The organism is Staphylococcus delphini (genome assembly GCF_900636325.1).
Classification (GTDB): domain Bacteria; phylum Bacillota; class Bacilli; order Staphylococcales; family Staphylococcaceae; genus Staphylococcus; species Staphylococcus delphini.
Genome location: NZ_LR134263.1, coordinates 2439482 through 2454112, shown reverse-complemented (window position 1 = coordinate 2454112; position 14631 = coordinate 2439482). Strand labels below are relative to the sequence as shown.

12 protein-coding genes and 2 pseudogenes are annotated in these 14631 nt (G+C 36.7%); 9 read left to right on the top strand and 5 right to left on the bottom strand.

Translation table 11 applies throughout. The features are described from left to right. The first annotated feature begins 81 nt into the window (after positions 1 to 81). The 7 genes and pseudogenes from EL101_RS11555 to EL101_RS11525 all read left to right on the top strand — a co-directional run bounded on the left by EL101_RS11555 (position 82) and on the right by EL101_RS11525 (position 6267). Positions 82 to 492 (top strand): YwiB family protein, encoded by a 411-nt coding sequence (locus tag EL101_RS11555; RefSeq protein WP_096540336.1) that lies wholly within the window; start codon positions 82 to 84, stop codon positions 490 to 492. A 1-nt stretch (position 493) separates the two neighbouring features. Next, positions 494 to 2152 carry an arginine--tRNA ligase gene (gene argS, locus EL101_RS11550; RefSeq protein WP_096597712.1) on the top strand — a complete coding sequence of 553 codons (1659 nt, stop codon included), beginning with the start codon at positions 494 to 496 and terminating at the stop codon, positions 2150 to 2152. Between the two features lie 318 nt (positions 2153 to 2470). Next, positions 2471 to 3032: pseudogene (locus EL101_RS11545) on the top strand (fatty acid desaturase); the annotation flags it as partial. A gap of 162 nt (positions 3033 to 3194) precedes the next feature. After that, the gene (istA, locus tag EL101_RS11540) at positions 3195 to 4391 is read left to right on the top strand and encodes an IS21 family transposase (protein ID WP_241971460.1); all 1197 of its coding nucleotides are present in this window, start codon (positions 3195 to 3197) and stop codon (positions 4389 to 4391) included. A gap of 11 nt (positions 4392 to 4402) precedes the next feature. After that, positions 4403 to 5170: an IS21-like element helper ATPase IstB gene (gene istB / locus EL101_RS11535; protein ID WP_096596554.1), complete on the top strand. Its 768-nt coding sequence runs from the start codon at positions 4403 to 4405 to the stop codon at positions 5168 to 5170. Between the two features lie 59 nt (positions 5171 to 5229). Beyond that, positions 5230 to 5646, top strand: a pseudogene (locus EL101_RS11530) (fatty acid desaturase); the annotation flags it as partial. Between the two features lie 3 nt (positions 5647 to 5649). Then, positions 5650 to 6267, top strand: a complete 618-nt coding sequence (locus EL101_RS11525) for a LysE/ArgO family amino acid transporter (protein WP_096596555.1) — start codon at positions 5650 to 5652, stop codon at positions 6265 to 6267. A 636-nt stretch (positions 6268 to 6903) separates the two neighbouring features. Here EL101_RS11525 and tatC read toward each other — a convergent pair. From tatC to efeO, 5 genes are all read right to left on the bottom strand, one after another. Beyond that, positions 6904 to 7548: a twin-arginine translocase subunit TatC gene (gene tatC / locus EL101_RS11520; RefSeq protein WP_240622779.1), complete on the bottom strand. Its 645-nt coding sequence runs from the start codon at positions 7546 to 7548 to the stop codon at positions 6904 to 6906. Between the two features lie 55 nt (positions 7549 to 7603). Next, positions 7604 to 7825 (bottom strand): twin-arginine translocase TatA/TatE family subunit, encoded by a 222-nt coding sequence (locus tag EL101_RS11515; RefSeq protein WP_096596557.1) that lies wholly within the window; start codon positions 7823 to 7825, stop codon positions 7604 to 7606. 671 nt (positions 7826 to 8496) lie between these two features. Then, positions 8497 to 10209 carry an FTR1 family protein gene (locus tag EL101_RS11510; RefSeq protein WP_096596558.1) on the bottom strand — a complete coding sequence of 571 codons (1713 nt, stop codon included), beginning with the start codon at positions 10207 to 10209 and terminating at the stop codon, positions 8497 to 8499. Then, positions 10190 to 11416, bottom strand: coding sequence for an iron uptake transporter deferrochelatase/peroxidase subunit (efeB, locus tag EL101_RS11505; RefSeq protein ID WP_096596559.1), 1227 nt, complete (start codon positions 11414 to 11416; stop codon positions 10190 to 10192). Before efeB ends, EL101_RS11510 begins: the two co-directional genes overlap by 20 nt. Continuing rightward, positions 11413 to 12267: an iron uptake system protein EfeO gene (efeO, locus tag EL101_RS11500; RefSeq protein WP_096596560.1), complete on the bottom strand. Its 855-nt coding sequence runs from the start codon at positions 12265 to 12267 to the stop codon at positions 11413 to 11415. The genes efeB and efeO overlap by 4 nt, the downstream gene beginning before the upstream one ends. 517 nt (positions 12268 to 12784) lie before the next feature. Between efeO and EL101_RS11495 the strand changes: the two genes are divergently transcribed. Together EL101_RS11495 and EL101_RS11490 are read left to right on the top strand one after the other, a co-directional pair. Then, a complete protein-coding gene (locus EL101_RS11495; RefSeq protein WP_096596561.1) occupies positions 12785 to 13666 on the top strand; it encodes an ABC transporter substrate-binding protein in 882 nt (293 codons plus the stop codon). After that, positions 13656 to 14606, top strand: a complete 951-nt coding sequence (locus EL101_RS11490) for a FecCD family ABC transporter permease (RefSeq protein WP_096596562.1) — start codon at positions 13656 to 13658, stop codon at positions 14604 to 14606. Before EL101_RS11495 ends, EL101_RS11490 begins: the two co-directional genes overlap by 11 nt. Positions 14607 to 14631 lie beyond the last annotated feature (25 nt).

The following is a 14631-nucleotide window of genomic DNA, read 5'->3' as shown; positions in this document are numbered from 1 at the left end:
ATGTGAAATTTTATACGTTCAACACATGTGAGATGTGATATAATGGCAAGTATTATTTGATGAAGTAAGGTGAATATGACCATGGAGCATAACATCAAAATTGATGTCCATCAAATTGTGAAAAGAGATGCGGAAAAAGAGCATTTTTCACATCAAACAACGGGCCAATGGTTGAAAAAAGGTGAGGATTGGATTCGTTACCAAGAACAAATTGAAGATGCCACTGTCAATGTAACGATTAAACTGACAGATGAGAGTGTCAAGTTGATGCGTAAAGGCGATATCAATATGAACATGCATTTTATCGAAGGGCAAGATACGACTACTTTTTACGAATTGCCTCATGGAAAAATGGTGTTGACGGTGCATACGATGAGCATCCTTCATTTTGTGACACCGGATGGCGGTAAGTTAAAAGTGCATTATGCATTATTCCAAGGTGATGAAAAAATGGGCACCTATCAATACGAAATGAAATATAAGGAGATATAAGATGAATATTATTGATCAAGTGAAACAGACATTGATTCAAGAAATCGAAAAAAGTATTCAACAAGCGAATATAGTTGAGTCGATTCCTGAAATCAAAATCGAAATTCCAAAAGACACGAAAAATGGAGACTATGCGACTAACATTGCGATGGTGTTGACGAAACTCGCGAAACGTAACCCAAGAGAAATCGCGCAATTGATTGTGGACCATTTAGATACTGAAGCGGCACATGTTAAAAAGATTGATATTGCGGGACCAGGGTTTATTAATTTTTACCTTGATTCAAGTTATTTGAATGCGGTGATCGATCAAGCTTTAGAGCAAGATACGCAATTTGGCCGTGTAGCAGAATCGAAAAATGAAAAAATATTAGTGGAATACGTCTCAGCGAACCCGACTGGCGACTTACATATCGGACATGCCCGTAACGCCGCAGTAGGGGACACGTTATGCAATATTTTAGATGCAGCGGGTTATGACGTGACAAGAGAATATTACATTAACGATGCAGGGAACCAAATTACGAACTTAGCGAAATCCATCGAAGCCCGTTACTTACAACATTTAGGTCAAGAAGCGGAAATGCCGGCAGACGGGTATCACGGTCAAGACATTAAAAATATCGGTGCGGATTTAGCTGAAAAACAACCGAACTTAATGGATTTATCGGATGACGAACGTCTAAAAACATTTAGACAACTCGGTGTAGATTATGAGATGGCGAAATTAAAACAAGACCTCGCTGATTTCAACATTCATTTCGATCATTGGTTTAGTGAAACATCTTTATACGAAAAAGGCGAAATTAAAGCAGTTTTAGAACGCATGAAAGACAATGGTTACACGTATGATCAAGACGGCGCGACGTGGTTACGTACGACTGATTTCAAAGATGACAAAGACCGTGTGTTAATTAAAAAAGATGGTACATACACATACTTTTTACCAGATATTGCGTACCACTATGATAAATTCCAACGTGGCAACGACAAATTGATCAACTTATTCGGTGCGGATCACCACGGCTATATTAACCGTCTGAAAGCGTCACTCGAAACGTTCGGTGTGGATAGCGACCGTCTAGAAATTCAAATTATGCAAATGGTGCGTTTAATGCAAGATGGCGAAGAAGTGAAGATGAGTAAACGTACAGGTAACGCGATTACATTAAGAGAAATTATGGATGAAGTCGGTATCGATGCGGCGCGTTACTTCTTGACGATGCGTAGTGCGGATACACATTTCGATTTTGATATGGCGCTTGCGAAAGAGCAGTCTCAAGACAACCCGGTTTACTATGCACAATATGCACATGCGCGTATTTGTTCGATTTTACGTCAAGCAGAAGCACAAGGGTACCAAGTCGAAAAAGGGGCCGATTATCAAACGATTACTAACGATAAAGCCATTGAATTGTTGAAGAAAGTCGCGGAATTCGAACCGATGATTGAAGGTGCAGCAGAAGCCAGAGCACCGCATCGTGTGACGAATTATATTCAAGACTTAGCCGCACACTTCCACAAGTTTTACAATGCAGAAAAAGTATTAACAGAAGATCAAGCGAAAACACAAGCACATTTGGCATTAATTGATGCTGTACGTATTACATTACGCAATGCATTACAATTGGTTGGTGTCACTGCACCAGAACAAATGTAAATGAAAAGGGCAATTTCAGTTCGTCAAGTGCTGAAGTTGCCCGCTTTTTTACGATTTTAGTCAACAGTAAAAAGAAATGATACTTATCACTTTGCTATTTGAAATAAGAGGAGATAGAAAAAAGATTTATATGGGTGCTTATGGTGATATTGAAGTTCAAAACCTATGATCATAGAAAATTAGGAATAGCTGGGAAAATGGTTGTTTATATACTCATGTATAATTTTCTTTAATTTTGTACATCTAAACCAAGCAATAATTTTAAGTTGCTAAAAATTCTGAATTTTGATAATATAGACTTAAGGGGAAGGGATATTAATGACACATCGTTTAGAAAAAGCAGTATTTTCAAAAGAAATAAGAAATGAATTGAAACCATTGATAAAGAAAAATAATTATATAAACATCATAGCATTATTATTCGATTGGATTATAATATTGGGGAGTGCTTTAGCTTCTATATATTTTAATAATATTTTTGTTTATATTTTAGCTATTGTATTGATTGGTAGTAGAATGAGAGCTTTTGATAATTTAATGCACGAGGCCTGTCATAGATCATTATTCACAAATAGATTTATGAATAAGTGGGTAGCTTGTTTTTTTGTTGCTTTTCCAATATTTACGAGTTATACAGCATATTGTAATTCACATTTTAAACACCATAGAAATTTATGGGATGAAGAAAATGACCCCGATACTCAAAGATATAGATTAGTTGGTTTAGACAAGCCACAGAAAAGTACAAAAGCATTTGTAAAGAACCATATAGTGAAGGGTGCTTTTATTATTTCATGTGCCTAAATACATAATGGGGACTATATCAGCTAATTTATATACTAAAGAGGTTCCAAAGTCAGAACTTTGGGTTAGGAATGTATTGTAAATGGCGGTTATAAAATGTAGGAAAATGGCGGAATGAAAATGCTGTTTTTCCTACATTTTTTATTTTCTAAAATATATAATCATGTCTTAACTCAATCTTTGAATGGAGGTTGTTTGATTGAGACATGATATATACGAAGGAGTGTCATTTTACATTATGAAAGGCATAAAACCAAATTACGCTGAACTGGCTAGACAATATCATTGTGATCCAAGGACAGTAAAAAAATATTATGAAGCTGGGAAAGGCAATGAGTTGAAAAAATTAAAAACAAGGAAAACGACAAAGAGAGTATCAAAATTAGAACCCTATAAAACGCTCATAGACGAAAAATTAGAGCTAGGTTGTACGGCTATGGCGATTTATAAATATATTACTAAAAAAGGATATGAAGGCAAATATACGATTCTTAGAGAATATTGTAAGAATAAAAAAGGAAAGGAAATTAAAAAAGCAACTATACGGGTAGAAACACGCCCCGGTATAGCTGCTCAAGTAGACTGGAAAGAAGATATGGTCATGCATGATAAATTTGGGAAACGTTATCAATTTAATATCTTTCTTTACGTTCTACACTATTCAAAAATGAAGTATATCACATTAACTTGGGATAGAAAACAAGATACATTATTTCAATGTTTGAAAGAATCTTTTGAGTACACTGGAGGTGTTCCTAAGGAAATATGGTTCGATAATATGAAAACGGTCGTTGATCGTCCTAGAACACAATATAGAAAAGTGGTATTTAACACCCTTTTTCATCAATTTAGTAAAGATGCAAACTTTGAACCCATCGCGTGTAGGCCTTATAGGCCGCAAACCAAGGGCTCTGTGGAATCTTTAGCTAAATTTGTGGAACAACGTTTAAGGCCCTACGATTACGAATTTTATGACGCTGTTGAACTTATCAGTCTTGTCAATCACTTTTGTCATGAAATGAACCATAACGAAATATCGCAAGCAACTGACTGCTATCCAATTGATTTATTCAATTCTGAAGAAAAACATCTATTGAACCCGTTTAATGTGCAGTTACTAAACACCTATGTCGAAGATGAATGCATTCGAATTGTTTCTAAAGAGTCGATGGTTAATTTTAGAAAAGGTAAATATTCAGTACCTACAAAGTTTATTGGTGAGGAGGTTGAATTAATCTTTAATGAATTGACTGACAAATTATCCATCTACTTTGATGCCGAGTTAATTAGAACCCATCATTTATCGGAAAAGAAATTCAATTATGTTACCAAAGATATGTGTGAGATATTGAAGTCTGACGCATTCAAGCACAAAGACGATCAAGAAATTCTTACGTATATCGAAGATTCATTATTAAAATATGACGAGGTATAGGAGAAACAGATATGTATACAGACCATCAAAAGCTATTAGAAAACTTTCAACAGCTCAATCTAAAAATGATTAAAGACTATTATCCGAAGTATTTAGAATCACTATCCAAGAATCAAAAATCTTTAACTGAAATTTTACTTGAGTTGACAGAAAAGGAAGTAGAATATCAAGCTGAACAAAAATTTAAACGTGCTATTAAGTTAGCACGTTTCCCTAAGGTTAAATATTTAAATGACTTTGATTTCACGTTTCAGCCAAGCATTAATAAACAAGAAATACTCACATTAAAATCCATGCATTTTCTAGAGAAGAGTATCAATATATGCTTCTTAGGTAATAGTGGTGTCGGTAAGACACATCTAGCAATATCGCTAGGCGTAGAAGCTTGTAAACAAAATATCAAAACTCGATTCTATACTTTTAAAGAATTAATTGAACTCTTAACCACTTCAGAGGAGAAAGGAATCATCAATAAAACTTTAAAACAATTAAACAGAATTGAACTACTTATTATTGATGAGATAGGCTATACACCCATTTCAAAAGAACAGGCAGACCTCTTCTATCAATTGATGTCACTAAGATATGAAATGAAATCCACGATCATAACGACGAATATCCCTTTTTCTAGTTGGGGCGACTCATTTAGTAACAAGATAGCGTCAGCAGCCATTATTGATAGACTTATTCACCATTCAAAAATATTTAAAATTACAGGCGATTCATACCGACTTAAAGACTATAAAAGTGAAAAAAGTTTAAACATACGTCATTCTTAAACCGCCAAAAAACGACATTTTCAAACCGCCATAAAACAACATTTTCAAACCGCTATTGACATGTATTTTGGGTTGCTATAATTACATTATCAATTATTTTTAATTTTTGGTGGTATATCATTTTATATTGGATAGTCCCAACTTTAACAACTTTTCAGATAATAAGGTATTGGGCAGAAATGGCAGAGCATTCGGGCTTAAATAATGGTAGTGAGCTTACGGCTAGTAGGAATACATTTGGTATGCCATGGACTATTTTTATTTTTCACCCACATCATGATAATTATCATTTAGTTCATCACCTGTTCCCAGCTATACCACATTATAACTTAAGAAAAGCACATGAAATTTTAATGAGAGATGATTCATATAGAAATGCTCATCATTGTACAGGTTTTTTTAAAACTACTTTACCTGGGTTTTATAGTGTGGTTAAAGATATATGTACGCCAAATAACGAAAGAAAAGAGAGTTAATCTATGTTGCAAGCTTTAATACATGGAATTTTATTAGCATTAGGCTTGATTTTACCATTAGGTGCTCAAAATGTGTTTGTATTTAACCAAGGTGCCAATCATGGGAAAATAAGTAAAGCTTTACCAGTCATTATAACGGCTGGATTATGTGACACTTTTTTAATTGTAATTGCTATTTTAGGTGTTTCTTTAATCCTGATATCTATGCCAACTTTGCAGCTTGTCATTTATATGATTGGTTTTTTATTTTTAATGTATATGGCATGGTCTTTGTGGAAAGAAAAGCCTTCGAATATTGAAGAAATAGAGCCGATGCGTCCTAGAAAACAAGTGCTGTTTGCTTTATCTGTTTCTTTGTTGAATCCGCATGCGATAATGGATACTGTAGGTGTCATTGGAACAAGTGCTGCGGTATATGCGGGGTACAACAAAATTATTTTTTCTATAGCGACCATTTCTGTCTCGTGGATTTGGTTTGTATTTTTAGCGATACTCGGAAAACTAACAGGAAAAGTGGATAAAACAGGTAAGTATATTGTGATTTTAAATAAGTGTTCCAGTATCATTGTATTGATTGTTGGCTTAATAATATTAAAAAACATTATTGAAATTTTAAATTAAGGGGGGATGGTACATAGAAAATTTTGATGCCATTGATGCTTTTTTGTTAAACTTGCCCTCCCTATGATTTATTGTTTTGATTGCCCAGAAGGCTTCGCGTTCCTAGGGGCTGATCCTACAACTCAATTTGGCTTAATTGAAGAACACACTTAATGGAAGCCAAATTGGATTTTCCGGACCAGCTGATCCCTCAGGAGTCTCAGCCTTCTGGGCAATCTTTTTATCAAATACAGTCACTCAGGGCAAGTTTCTATGAATGAAGACACACAATAGTATTCATTTTTATGTCCAATTCCTCCTTATTTTTCGACGATTTAATCATCATTAGTGGATATTCATCCATAAATAAAAACAGAGACTGGAAAACATAATCTCCCAGTCCCTCTTTGTTAAAAGTTCTGATGAGATGTAAAAAACATTTAGTCAGGGCTTTTTAGATATGATTAAAAAATAAAGCACTTTCCGTATTATTATCATCAAACTTGTAGCAGCTATTCCTCAAGAAGCTTTCCCCATATGATAACCACAGCAACCCTTCATCAGACTACCTAAAAATAATGTTAAAAATCATACTCAATTAACGGGTTAAAGCATTGAAGCCATTTAAAATTGCATTGGCATTGTCGTCTATAATGATTAGCGATAAGGCTTCGTAAATCGAATGATGAACATACTCAGTTCGAACAATAGTATCAAAGGGAAGGACAATAAAATATTTAACATCACGTCAGGCGGTGCAATCAAGCTGGCCAATACGAAACATCCAAAATACACATACTTGCGATAAGGGCGTAACATAGTCGCATCAATCAGCTCGAATTTGGCTAAACCAATAAACAAAATGGGCAATTGGAAAATAACGCCAAAGAAGAGTGACCATCGCAATAGTTCTGTTAAATATTGTTTAAATCCAATCACCGGATCAATTGACATTAATTGTGACAAATTGAATGAATACTGAATGATAAGTGGAAAAATGAGCCAGTAAGCCAGTACGATACCCGTCAGAAACAACATCACGGAAATGAGGCTATATTTATAAACGAATTGGCGCTCAATGTCTTTTAAACCTGGCGCGATAAATGCCCACAATTGATAAAAAAGCACGGGAGAAACGATACATAATGTACAAAATAAGATAATCATAATGTAAATCTGTATCATTTCGGTAAAACTAAAGGCATGCAACTGGACGCCATTTTGAGCTATAGCGTGAATGAATGGCTGAATCCACCAATGTGATGAAATGTAGACTACGATGAGTACGAGGCCAAACGTCATACCTATTTTGATTAACCGTGCTCTCAGTTCGTTAAAATGATTGAGTAACGATAACTCATTTGTGTTCTTGTTTCGTAGATTTTGTACTGGGTGTGTCTAATGATTCGTTATCTTCTGTAATATGTTCTGTGGCAGATTTAAATTCGCGTAACGTTGAACCGATTGCACGACCAAATTGAGGTAACTTTTTCGGTCCAAACAAAATGAGCGCAATAACACTAATGATAATGAGACCTGTTGGACTTGCCATACCTAAAACAAACGTACCTTCTAGCATAAAAATCCCTCTTCTCTTAAAATTTTTCTAATCACCTTTAGCGATACAAGTCATCATATGAATCCATTTTAAAGCAATAGATGTGCGATAAACGAACCATCATCAATTTTCTCAACGCATTCAACATTTGCATTAAAGAGGCTGAACATAGAAAATTTCAAGCCTCAATCCATTCATAGATTTCTGATTCATTAATGACTTTAAAGTAGTTGAAAAATGAGTGTGAATGAGATATAAAAAATGATGCTATTGATTTTCTTCATTTCAAAAACTTGCCCTAAGTCATTACTTTTGATGTAAGAGTGCCCAGAAGTCTAGTCAGCCTTGCGGGGGCAGTACGACGAAATCTTTGTTGCATATGAGATTTCTGTACTGCTCCCAAAATCCACAATGAATGGGTGCGCTGGGAATTAATAAACGGTGTTCCAAAAGCAGGATTTTCGACAGAACTCCCGCGATTTCGGCAAAATTTGGAAATCAATTTTGCTCATCGCTCGGTTCTGCTCAAATCCTAAGCGCTTTTGTCACAACCTCCCCTCAGCCCCTGGAACGCGAAGCCATGAGGGCAATCTAAAACTACATATCATAGGGAGGGCAAGTTCGACGAAAATATTACATCAATAGCATCAAAAAATTTTATGTCCCATCCTTAGCCTCTTAACCAATAACGACTACTTTTGCTTACTTTTCATTATATAAATGAGGACGACGAAAATAATGAAAACAGCTTGTGCGACGATCGTCTCAACGGTTGGATAAAAACCAATCCAACTGAGTGTCGGCACATGTTCTAAACCGTGTCTTGGTATAATATTTAACAATTGTAATTTTTGAATGCTCATACCAAGCATTTTGAACGCCATCACAAAGAGTATAAGCGATAAAAATTTGAAAATGTAATAAATCGGAATGAGTTTCACGATAAAGCGATATAAGAATGCAAAAATCATTAAAACGACCAATGCATACACAATACCGAGGATAAACTGTACGGCGGTAATGTTGCCGACCATCCCCATGTAAAAGACGATTACTTCGACGCCTTCTCTCAATACGGTAATCAATCCGATAACACCGAGCAAGAGGAGGTTACGGTTTTGGATTGCGTTGTCATACATCGACTGCATCATCGCGTCCCAACGTTTCGCATTGGAGCGTTGGTGCATCCAAATCCCTACGATGTACATTAAGAATACAGCCACTAAGCCTAACGTCGCTTCCATACCTTCGCGAAGTACGCCACTATCACCTAGTAAACGGATGAACAAGAATGCGAGCAACAGACTGATAATTAAACCAGCTACGGCACCACTGAGCACACTTGCTGTACCTTTTCTGTCTTTCATTTGACGTGTCATCGTTGTTAATGTCATCACGATGAGTAACACTTCTAAGCCCTCACGTAAAAAGATCAGCATGACATCCCATGCAGTATAGCCTTGTTGACCGACAGTTTCTGCAATATCTTGGTTGATTTCAGTCAATGATTTTTTCACATCTTCTTTGTTATGATCATCTAATATACTTTGATAATAGGGGATGCGATTTTCGATTTTGTTATAAAGACTGATATTTTTCGTTTGAATTTCACCTTCGACATATGGCCAGACTTTAATAAATTGACTGAGAGATTGGTCGGCTTGAGCTAAATCGCCTTTATCAATCGCTTGAATCGCTTTATCGAGATGCGTATTCAAGTCTGTCGCATGGTGTTTCCCTTTATTTTTCGTTGTTGTCGCGTCATCTGCTTGATCGATAGCTGACTTAAAAGATTGCCAACTGGATTCAACCTTTTGCGTATTCAACGGTTCTTTTTCAATCGCAACCCTTAACTGCATTAAATAAACTTCAATTTGTCCATATTGATCGACACTTTTATTTCTAATGACAGATTCGTGTTTCGTCCAAATGGAATTTAATTCACTATTAAGTTGTTTTAATTTGTCTTGATCGTTCGCTTGAATCGCTTTTTTAATCGGTGCCTGTTGTTGATCGATTAATGACTGTAACGTGTTAATTTCTTCTGTATCATCTGATTTGTTGACTGTATTCTCATAAGCAATGAGTGACTTGGTTAATTCTGAAAGCTGGGTCGTTTGTTGTTCAGTCGAGCCCTTTGGATTCAGTGCTTTCAAAGCGGATTGCACATCTTGGCCTTCTTTAGAATCGTCAATGTGCAATGCAGTCACTTGCTTGTCCACTTGGTCAATACTTTGTTTTTTATCCTCATTTGATGTGTTTTTATCTTGTAATGTTGATTTGGCATCTGAAATCGCGACATACACATCACTAAAGTTCGTTTCCGCCGCATCGACATCAGGTAGTCGAACGATGCTAATCAACAATACAGCTATGATGAAGCATTTAACTAAATAGCGATTCACCTAAGTAACCTCCCTTTTTAACGCCTGGGAGAATTAAAAACAAGCCAGACCCTTTATGTGTAATATATTCATTTAATTTATCTACGGCGCCTAAACTGTTTTGAATATCAATAAACTGTTGTGGATGCTTCTGGAATGAAATAAACAGTAGCCCTGCATCATAGTTTCCGGTTTTATCGTTCGTACCACGCATATAATTGTACGAACGACGCAAAATTTCAGTATTCGCTTCTTTGGCTAAACGTGCATGCGCATCTTTCGGAATGACATACTCACCTTGTGCATCTTTCGCGGTTAAATCCATCTCATCAAATTCATCTTTTTTACCTAAAGGGGCACCTGAAGCACGATGACGTCCGAAAGTCGCTTCTTGTTCTTCTAAAGCAGTACGATCCCAAGTTTCAATATGAATTTGAATTTTTCTAAGTACACAATATGTGCCGTACGTCGCCCAACCGTCATCGATAAACACATAGTTTTTGTAAGCTTTCGTATCACGCGGATTTTGTGTGCCGTCTTTAAAAGCCATTAAATTACGCGGCGTTTCTTTCCCTTTACTTGAAATAAAGCCTGTTTCTGACCATTTCACTTGAACGACATCAAGATACGGACGGATTAAGTTATGAATGGCATGGAAAGCGACTTGTGGGTCATCCGCACAAGCTTGAATGAAAATATCGCCACCTGTAATGTCTTTATCTAACTGATCATTTGGAAAGTGCGGTAAATCTTTAAATGAACGGGGTACTTTGTTGTTCAGCCCTAATTTTTGTAAAAAGGATTTACTCACCCCAAAAGTAATCGTCAATTTGTTCGCATCGAGACCCATCGCTTCACCCGTATCAACAGGGGGGAGGAGCGTGTTGCTCGTCGTTTTTCCAATCGCATCCCCGTGCATCATTTTGACTGTGCGCTCAGTCCAAGTTTTAAACATTTGTTGAATTGCAGATTTATCTTTACTTTTTAAGTCTAATACCGCTAAATTAATGTTTTTTTGTGTCGGCGTCGTAATGCCTGGCTGGACTTTACCGTAAAATTGGTACGCTTGATCGGCTTCCTCTTCAGGTGTGTCAAACATCGATTTAAATGAAAAAAGGCTGCCCACACCACTCGCACCAATCGCAACGCCCGCACCGCCAATCCCTAACATTTTAAGGAATGAACGTCTTGAATAAGTCGTTTCGTTATGGTTGTGTTGTTGTGTCATTCTGTAACCACTGCCATTTGGCTCAACGGTTCACCAAGCTCATTGACTGCGTTTGAAAGTTCTTTTTTCTGAGCGTCTGTTAATTCAGTATATAAAATATAACCGTCGCCTTTTTTATATTGATCCAATAAGCCGTTCACTTTATCAAATTTTGCTTTAATTTTTTCGCTTAAAGCTTTATCTTTTTTATCTAAAGTAGGCTTAAAGAGTTCATAAATTTTTTCGGCACCTTCAATGTTCGCTTTGAAGTCATATAAATCTGTGTGAGAATAAATTTCCTCTTCACCCGTAATTTTAGAAGTTGAAATTTCATTCAATAAATCAACAGAACCTTGAAGCATTAATTTTGGTGTAATTTCCAATGTGTCGGCTTTAGCACGTAATTCTTTCGCGTCTTTTAACAATTGATCGGCATCTTTTTTCGTTGTGTCGGTAATCATTTGATCTTCATATAACGCTTTTTCGATTTTATGATAGCCCGTCCATTCGTTTTCCTTTTTCTCTTCTTTTAAGTCAGCTAAACGCGCATCAATTTTAGGGTCTAAATCGCCAAATGATTCAGCGACAGGCTCAGAACGTTCATAATGCATACGAACTTTCGCATACAATGATTTCGCTTTTTCCATATCATCGTTTTTAATCGCTTCAACAAATGATTCCGTCCCAGTGAGGAATTGGTCTAACTCTTTATCTGTAAATTTTTTATATTCTTGTGTTGATTTTTCTAACGCTGCTTTATTTTCTGTATTGTCTTTAGATGATTGTTCCATTGATTTGTCACTATTATCTTGATTGCCACATGCAGCGAACAGCAGTGATGATGCTAATAATACCGTAGTCAACTTTTTCATCTTTTCCACCTCATAGCTATAATAGAGTCCTATCAATTGTCGAAATTATTTGCCATTATAAAACGTTGTATGTATCTCACCCTCTACAACGAAGCCCTTGATATATGAAGAAGCATGTTCTGAAAATCGTATATAATGATAAACGGTCTCTCTCAATTGATAATCATTTTCAATTAATTATATTCCGATGCACAAACACTGTCAATACAGTTTTTTACCGTATTTTATTAGATAGCTTATTAAATATAAATTTCTGTTGATATCGCTTTCAAAAGGAATGGAACAAAGAGTTTTTTGATGTTAACGATGCAATATTTTTGTTAAACTTGCCGGTAATGATTTCTGTTTTTAATGGCTATCATGGCTCTCTATTTAAGTTCAGGCTCATGATACAGTCGATGAAAATGTCTATTAAGGTGGTTTTCAAAAATTTGTACAAAAAATTAATTTAAGACGCCAAAAATCAATGAAAAATGATAAGATAAACAAAAATAAGATGAAAAATGGGAGTGGAAGGATGAAATTAAAATGGTTCGCACCTGTGATTGTCATGGTTGTCTTCATGCTCGCGGGTTGTAACTTCAATACAAATCAGTCGAAGGAGACAGGCAAATCTTCAGATAAAGGTCCGGAACGTATCATTTCGTTAATGCCAAGTAATACAGAGATTTTATATGAACTCGGACTAGGTGATAAGGTGGTAGGTGTTTCTACGGTAGATGATTATCCGAAAGCAGTGAAAGAGAAGCAACAATTTGACGCAATGCAACTTAATAAGGAAGCTTTGATTAAAGCGCAACCGGATTTGATTTTAGCGCATGAATCACAAAAAGCATCTCAAGGTAAAGTGTTGGATAGTTTAGAAGAAAGTGGCATTCATGTTGCTTACGTCAAAGATGCGCACTCGATTAATGAAATGTATGAAACGTTTAATCAAATTGGAAAGCTCACAGGAACTGAACAACAAGCAGAAAAATTAGTGAAAGAAACGAAACATAACATTCAACAGGTGATCGAGACGATTCCGAAGCACAAAAAAGCACCTCACGTGTTTATTGAAATTGCATCCGAACCAGAAATATATACAGCGGGTAAAGGGACATTTATGAATGACATGTTAAAGCAACTCCATGCTCACAATGTGTTTGATGATACGGAAGGTTGGCCGAAAGTGTCTAAAGAACAAATCATTAAGAAAAATCCAGATGTGATGATCGCGACTTCGGGTGTCTCGACAGATGATTATCGTAAGGCTGTAGAACAACGGGGCGGTTTCGACAAAGTTCAAGCAGTGAAAGATGACCGTGTTGTCGCTTTAAATGATGACATGTTATCACGACCCGGACCGCGTTTAGATGATGCGATGAAAATGTTGAGAGATGCTGTGTATGAAAAATAACGTAATGAAGGGCTTCATGAGCATCAGTGCATGGAGCCTTCTTTTAATGGTTGTTTGTGCATACAGTTTATTCAGTCGATTAGAATGGCACACGCCTTTAACAGCGACACTGATTATGGAGGTGCGTCTTCCTAGAACATTGCTCGCCTTGTTTGCAGGCATGGGGCTCACTATAGCAGGGCAAATGTTTCAAATTATCTTGAACAACCCACTTGCAGATAGCTTCACACTTGGACTGGCAAACGGTGCAACAGTGGGGGCGGCACTTGCTGTATTACTCGGCTTACCTTTTGTATGGATTGCGCCTTTAGCGATGGTGTTGGGCATGCTCTCATTAGTCGTGGTGATGACTGTCGCTTATACTATTTCGAGAGGCTATCCAACGCGCGCGCTCATTCTAGCTGGGATACTCATCGGTTCGTTGTTGAATGCAGTGCTGTTTTTACTCGTCCAATTCCATCCGCAAAGACTCCAAAATATTGTGGCGTATATGTTCGGTGGGTTTGGGGCTGCGGAATATCGGGAAGCGGTCGTGGTGATGAGCGTCTTTATCATTATCACATTGCTCCTTATCATGTTAGTTCCAAAAATTAAATTACTGCAAATGAACACGCTCTCGAGTGCTGCATTAGGGCTTCATGTCGAGCGCTTATCGGTGACTGTATTAATATTAGCGACCATGATATCGACAGTCATTATCGGCTTTGTAGGTGTGATTGGCTTTATCGGCATGGTCATTCCGCAATTTGTGCATCGTTTGAGCCGAGGGACATTACCTTTTAAAATGGTTTTAAATGTTTTAATCGGCGGGACAGCGATGGTGCTAGCAGATGTTTTAGGTGCGCAACTGCTTGACCCGATTCAACTGCCCGCAAGTGTCGTTTTAGCAATTTTAGGCATTCCACTGATGTTTTATCTCATGATAGTTGAACGACCTTAAGCAATTGACTAATATAGTATTATAT

Bases quoted from the DNA above. Each gene is read 5' to 3' on its own strand.
- EL101_RS11490 (WP_096596562.1), top strand. From the start codon at position 13,656: ATGAAAAATAACGTAATGAAGGGCTTCATGAGCATCAGTGCATGGAGC.
- istB (WP_096596554.1), top strand. From the start codon at position 4,403: ATGTATACAGACCATCAAAAGCTATTAGAAAACTTTCAACAGCTCAAT.
- tatC (WP_240622779.1), bottom strand. From the start codon at position 7,548: ATGACGTTTGGCCTCGTACTCATCGTAGTCTACATTTCATCACATTGG.
- EL101_RS11525 (WP_096596555.1), top strand. From the start codon at position 5,650: ATGTTGCAAGCTTTAATACATGGAATTTTATTAGCATTAGGCTTGATT.
- efeO (WP_096596560.1), bottom strand. From the start codon at position 12,267: ATGAAAAAGTTGACTACGGTATTATTAGCATCATCACTGCTGTTCGCT.
- argS (WP_096597712.1), top strand. From the start codon at position 494: ATGAATATTATTGATCAAGTGAAACAGACATTGATTCAAGAAATCGAA.
- EL101_RS11495 (WP_096596561.1), top strand. From the start codon at position 12,785: ATGAAATTAAAATGGTTCGCACCTGTGATTGTCATGGTTGTCTTCATG.
- istA (WP_241971460.1), top strand. From the start codon at position 3,195: ATGAAAGGCATAAAACCAAATTACGCTGAACTGGCTAGACAATATCAT.
- efeB (WP_096596559.1), bottom strand. From the start codon at position 11,416: ATGACACAACAACACAACCATAACGAAACGACTTATTCAAGACGTTCA.
- EL101_RS11555 (WP_096540336.1), top strand. From the start codon at position 82: ATGGAGCATAACATCAAAATTGATGTCCATCAAATTGTGAAAAGAGAT.
- EL101_RS11515 (WP_096596557.1), bottom strand. From the start codon at position 7,825: ATGCTAGAAGGTACGTTTGTTTTAGGTATGGCAAGTCCAACAGGTCTC.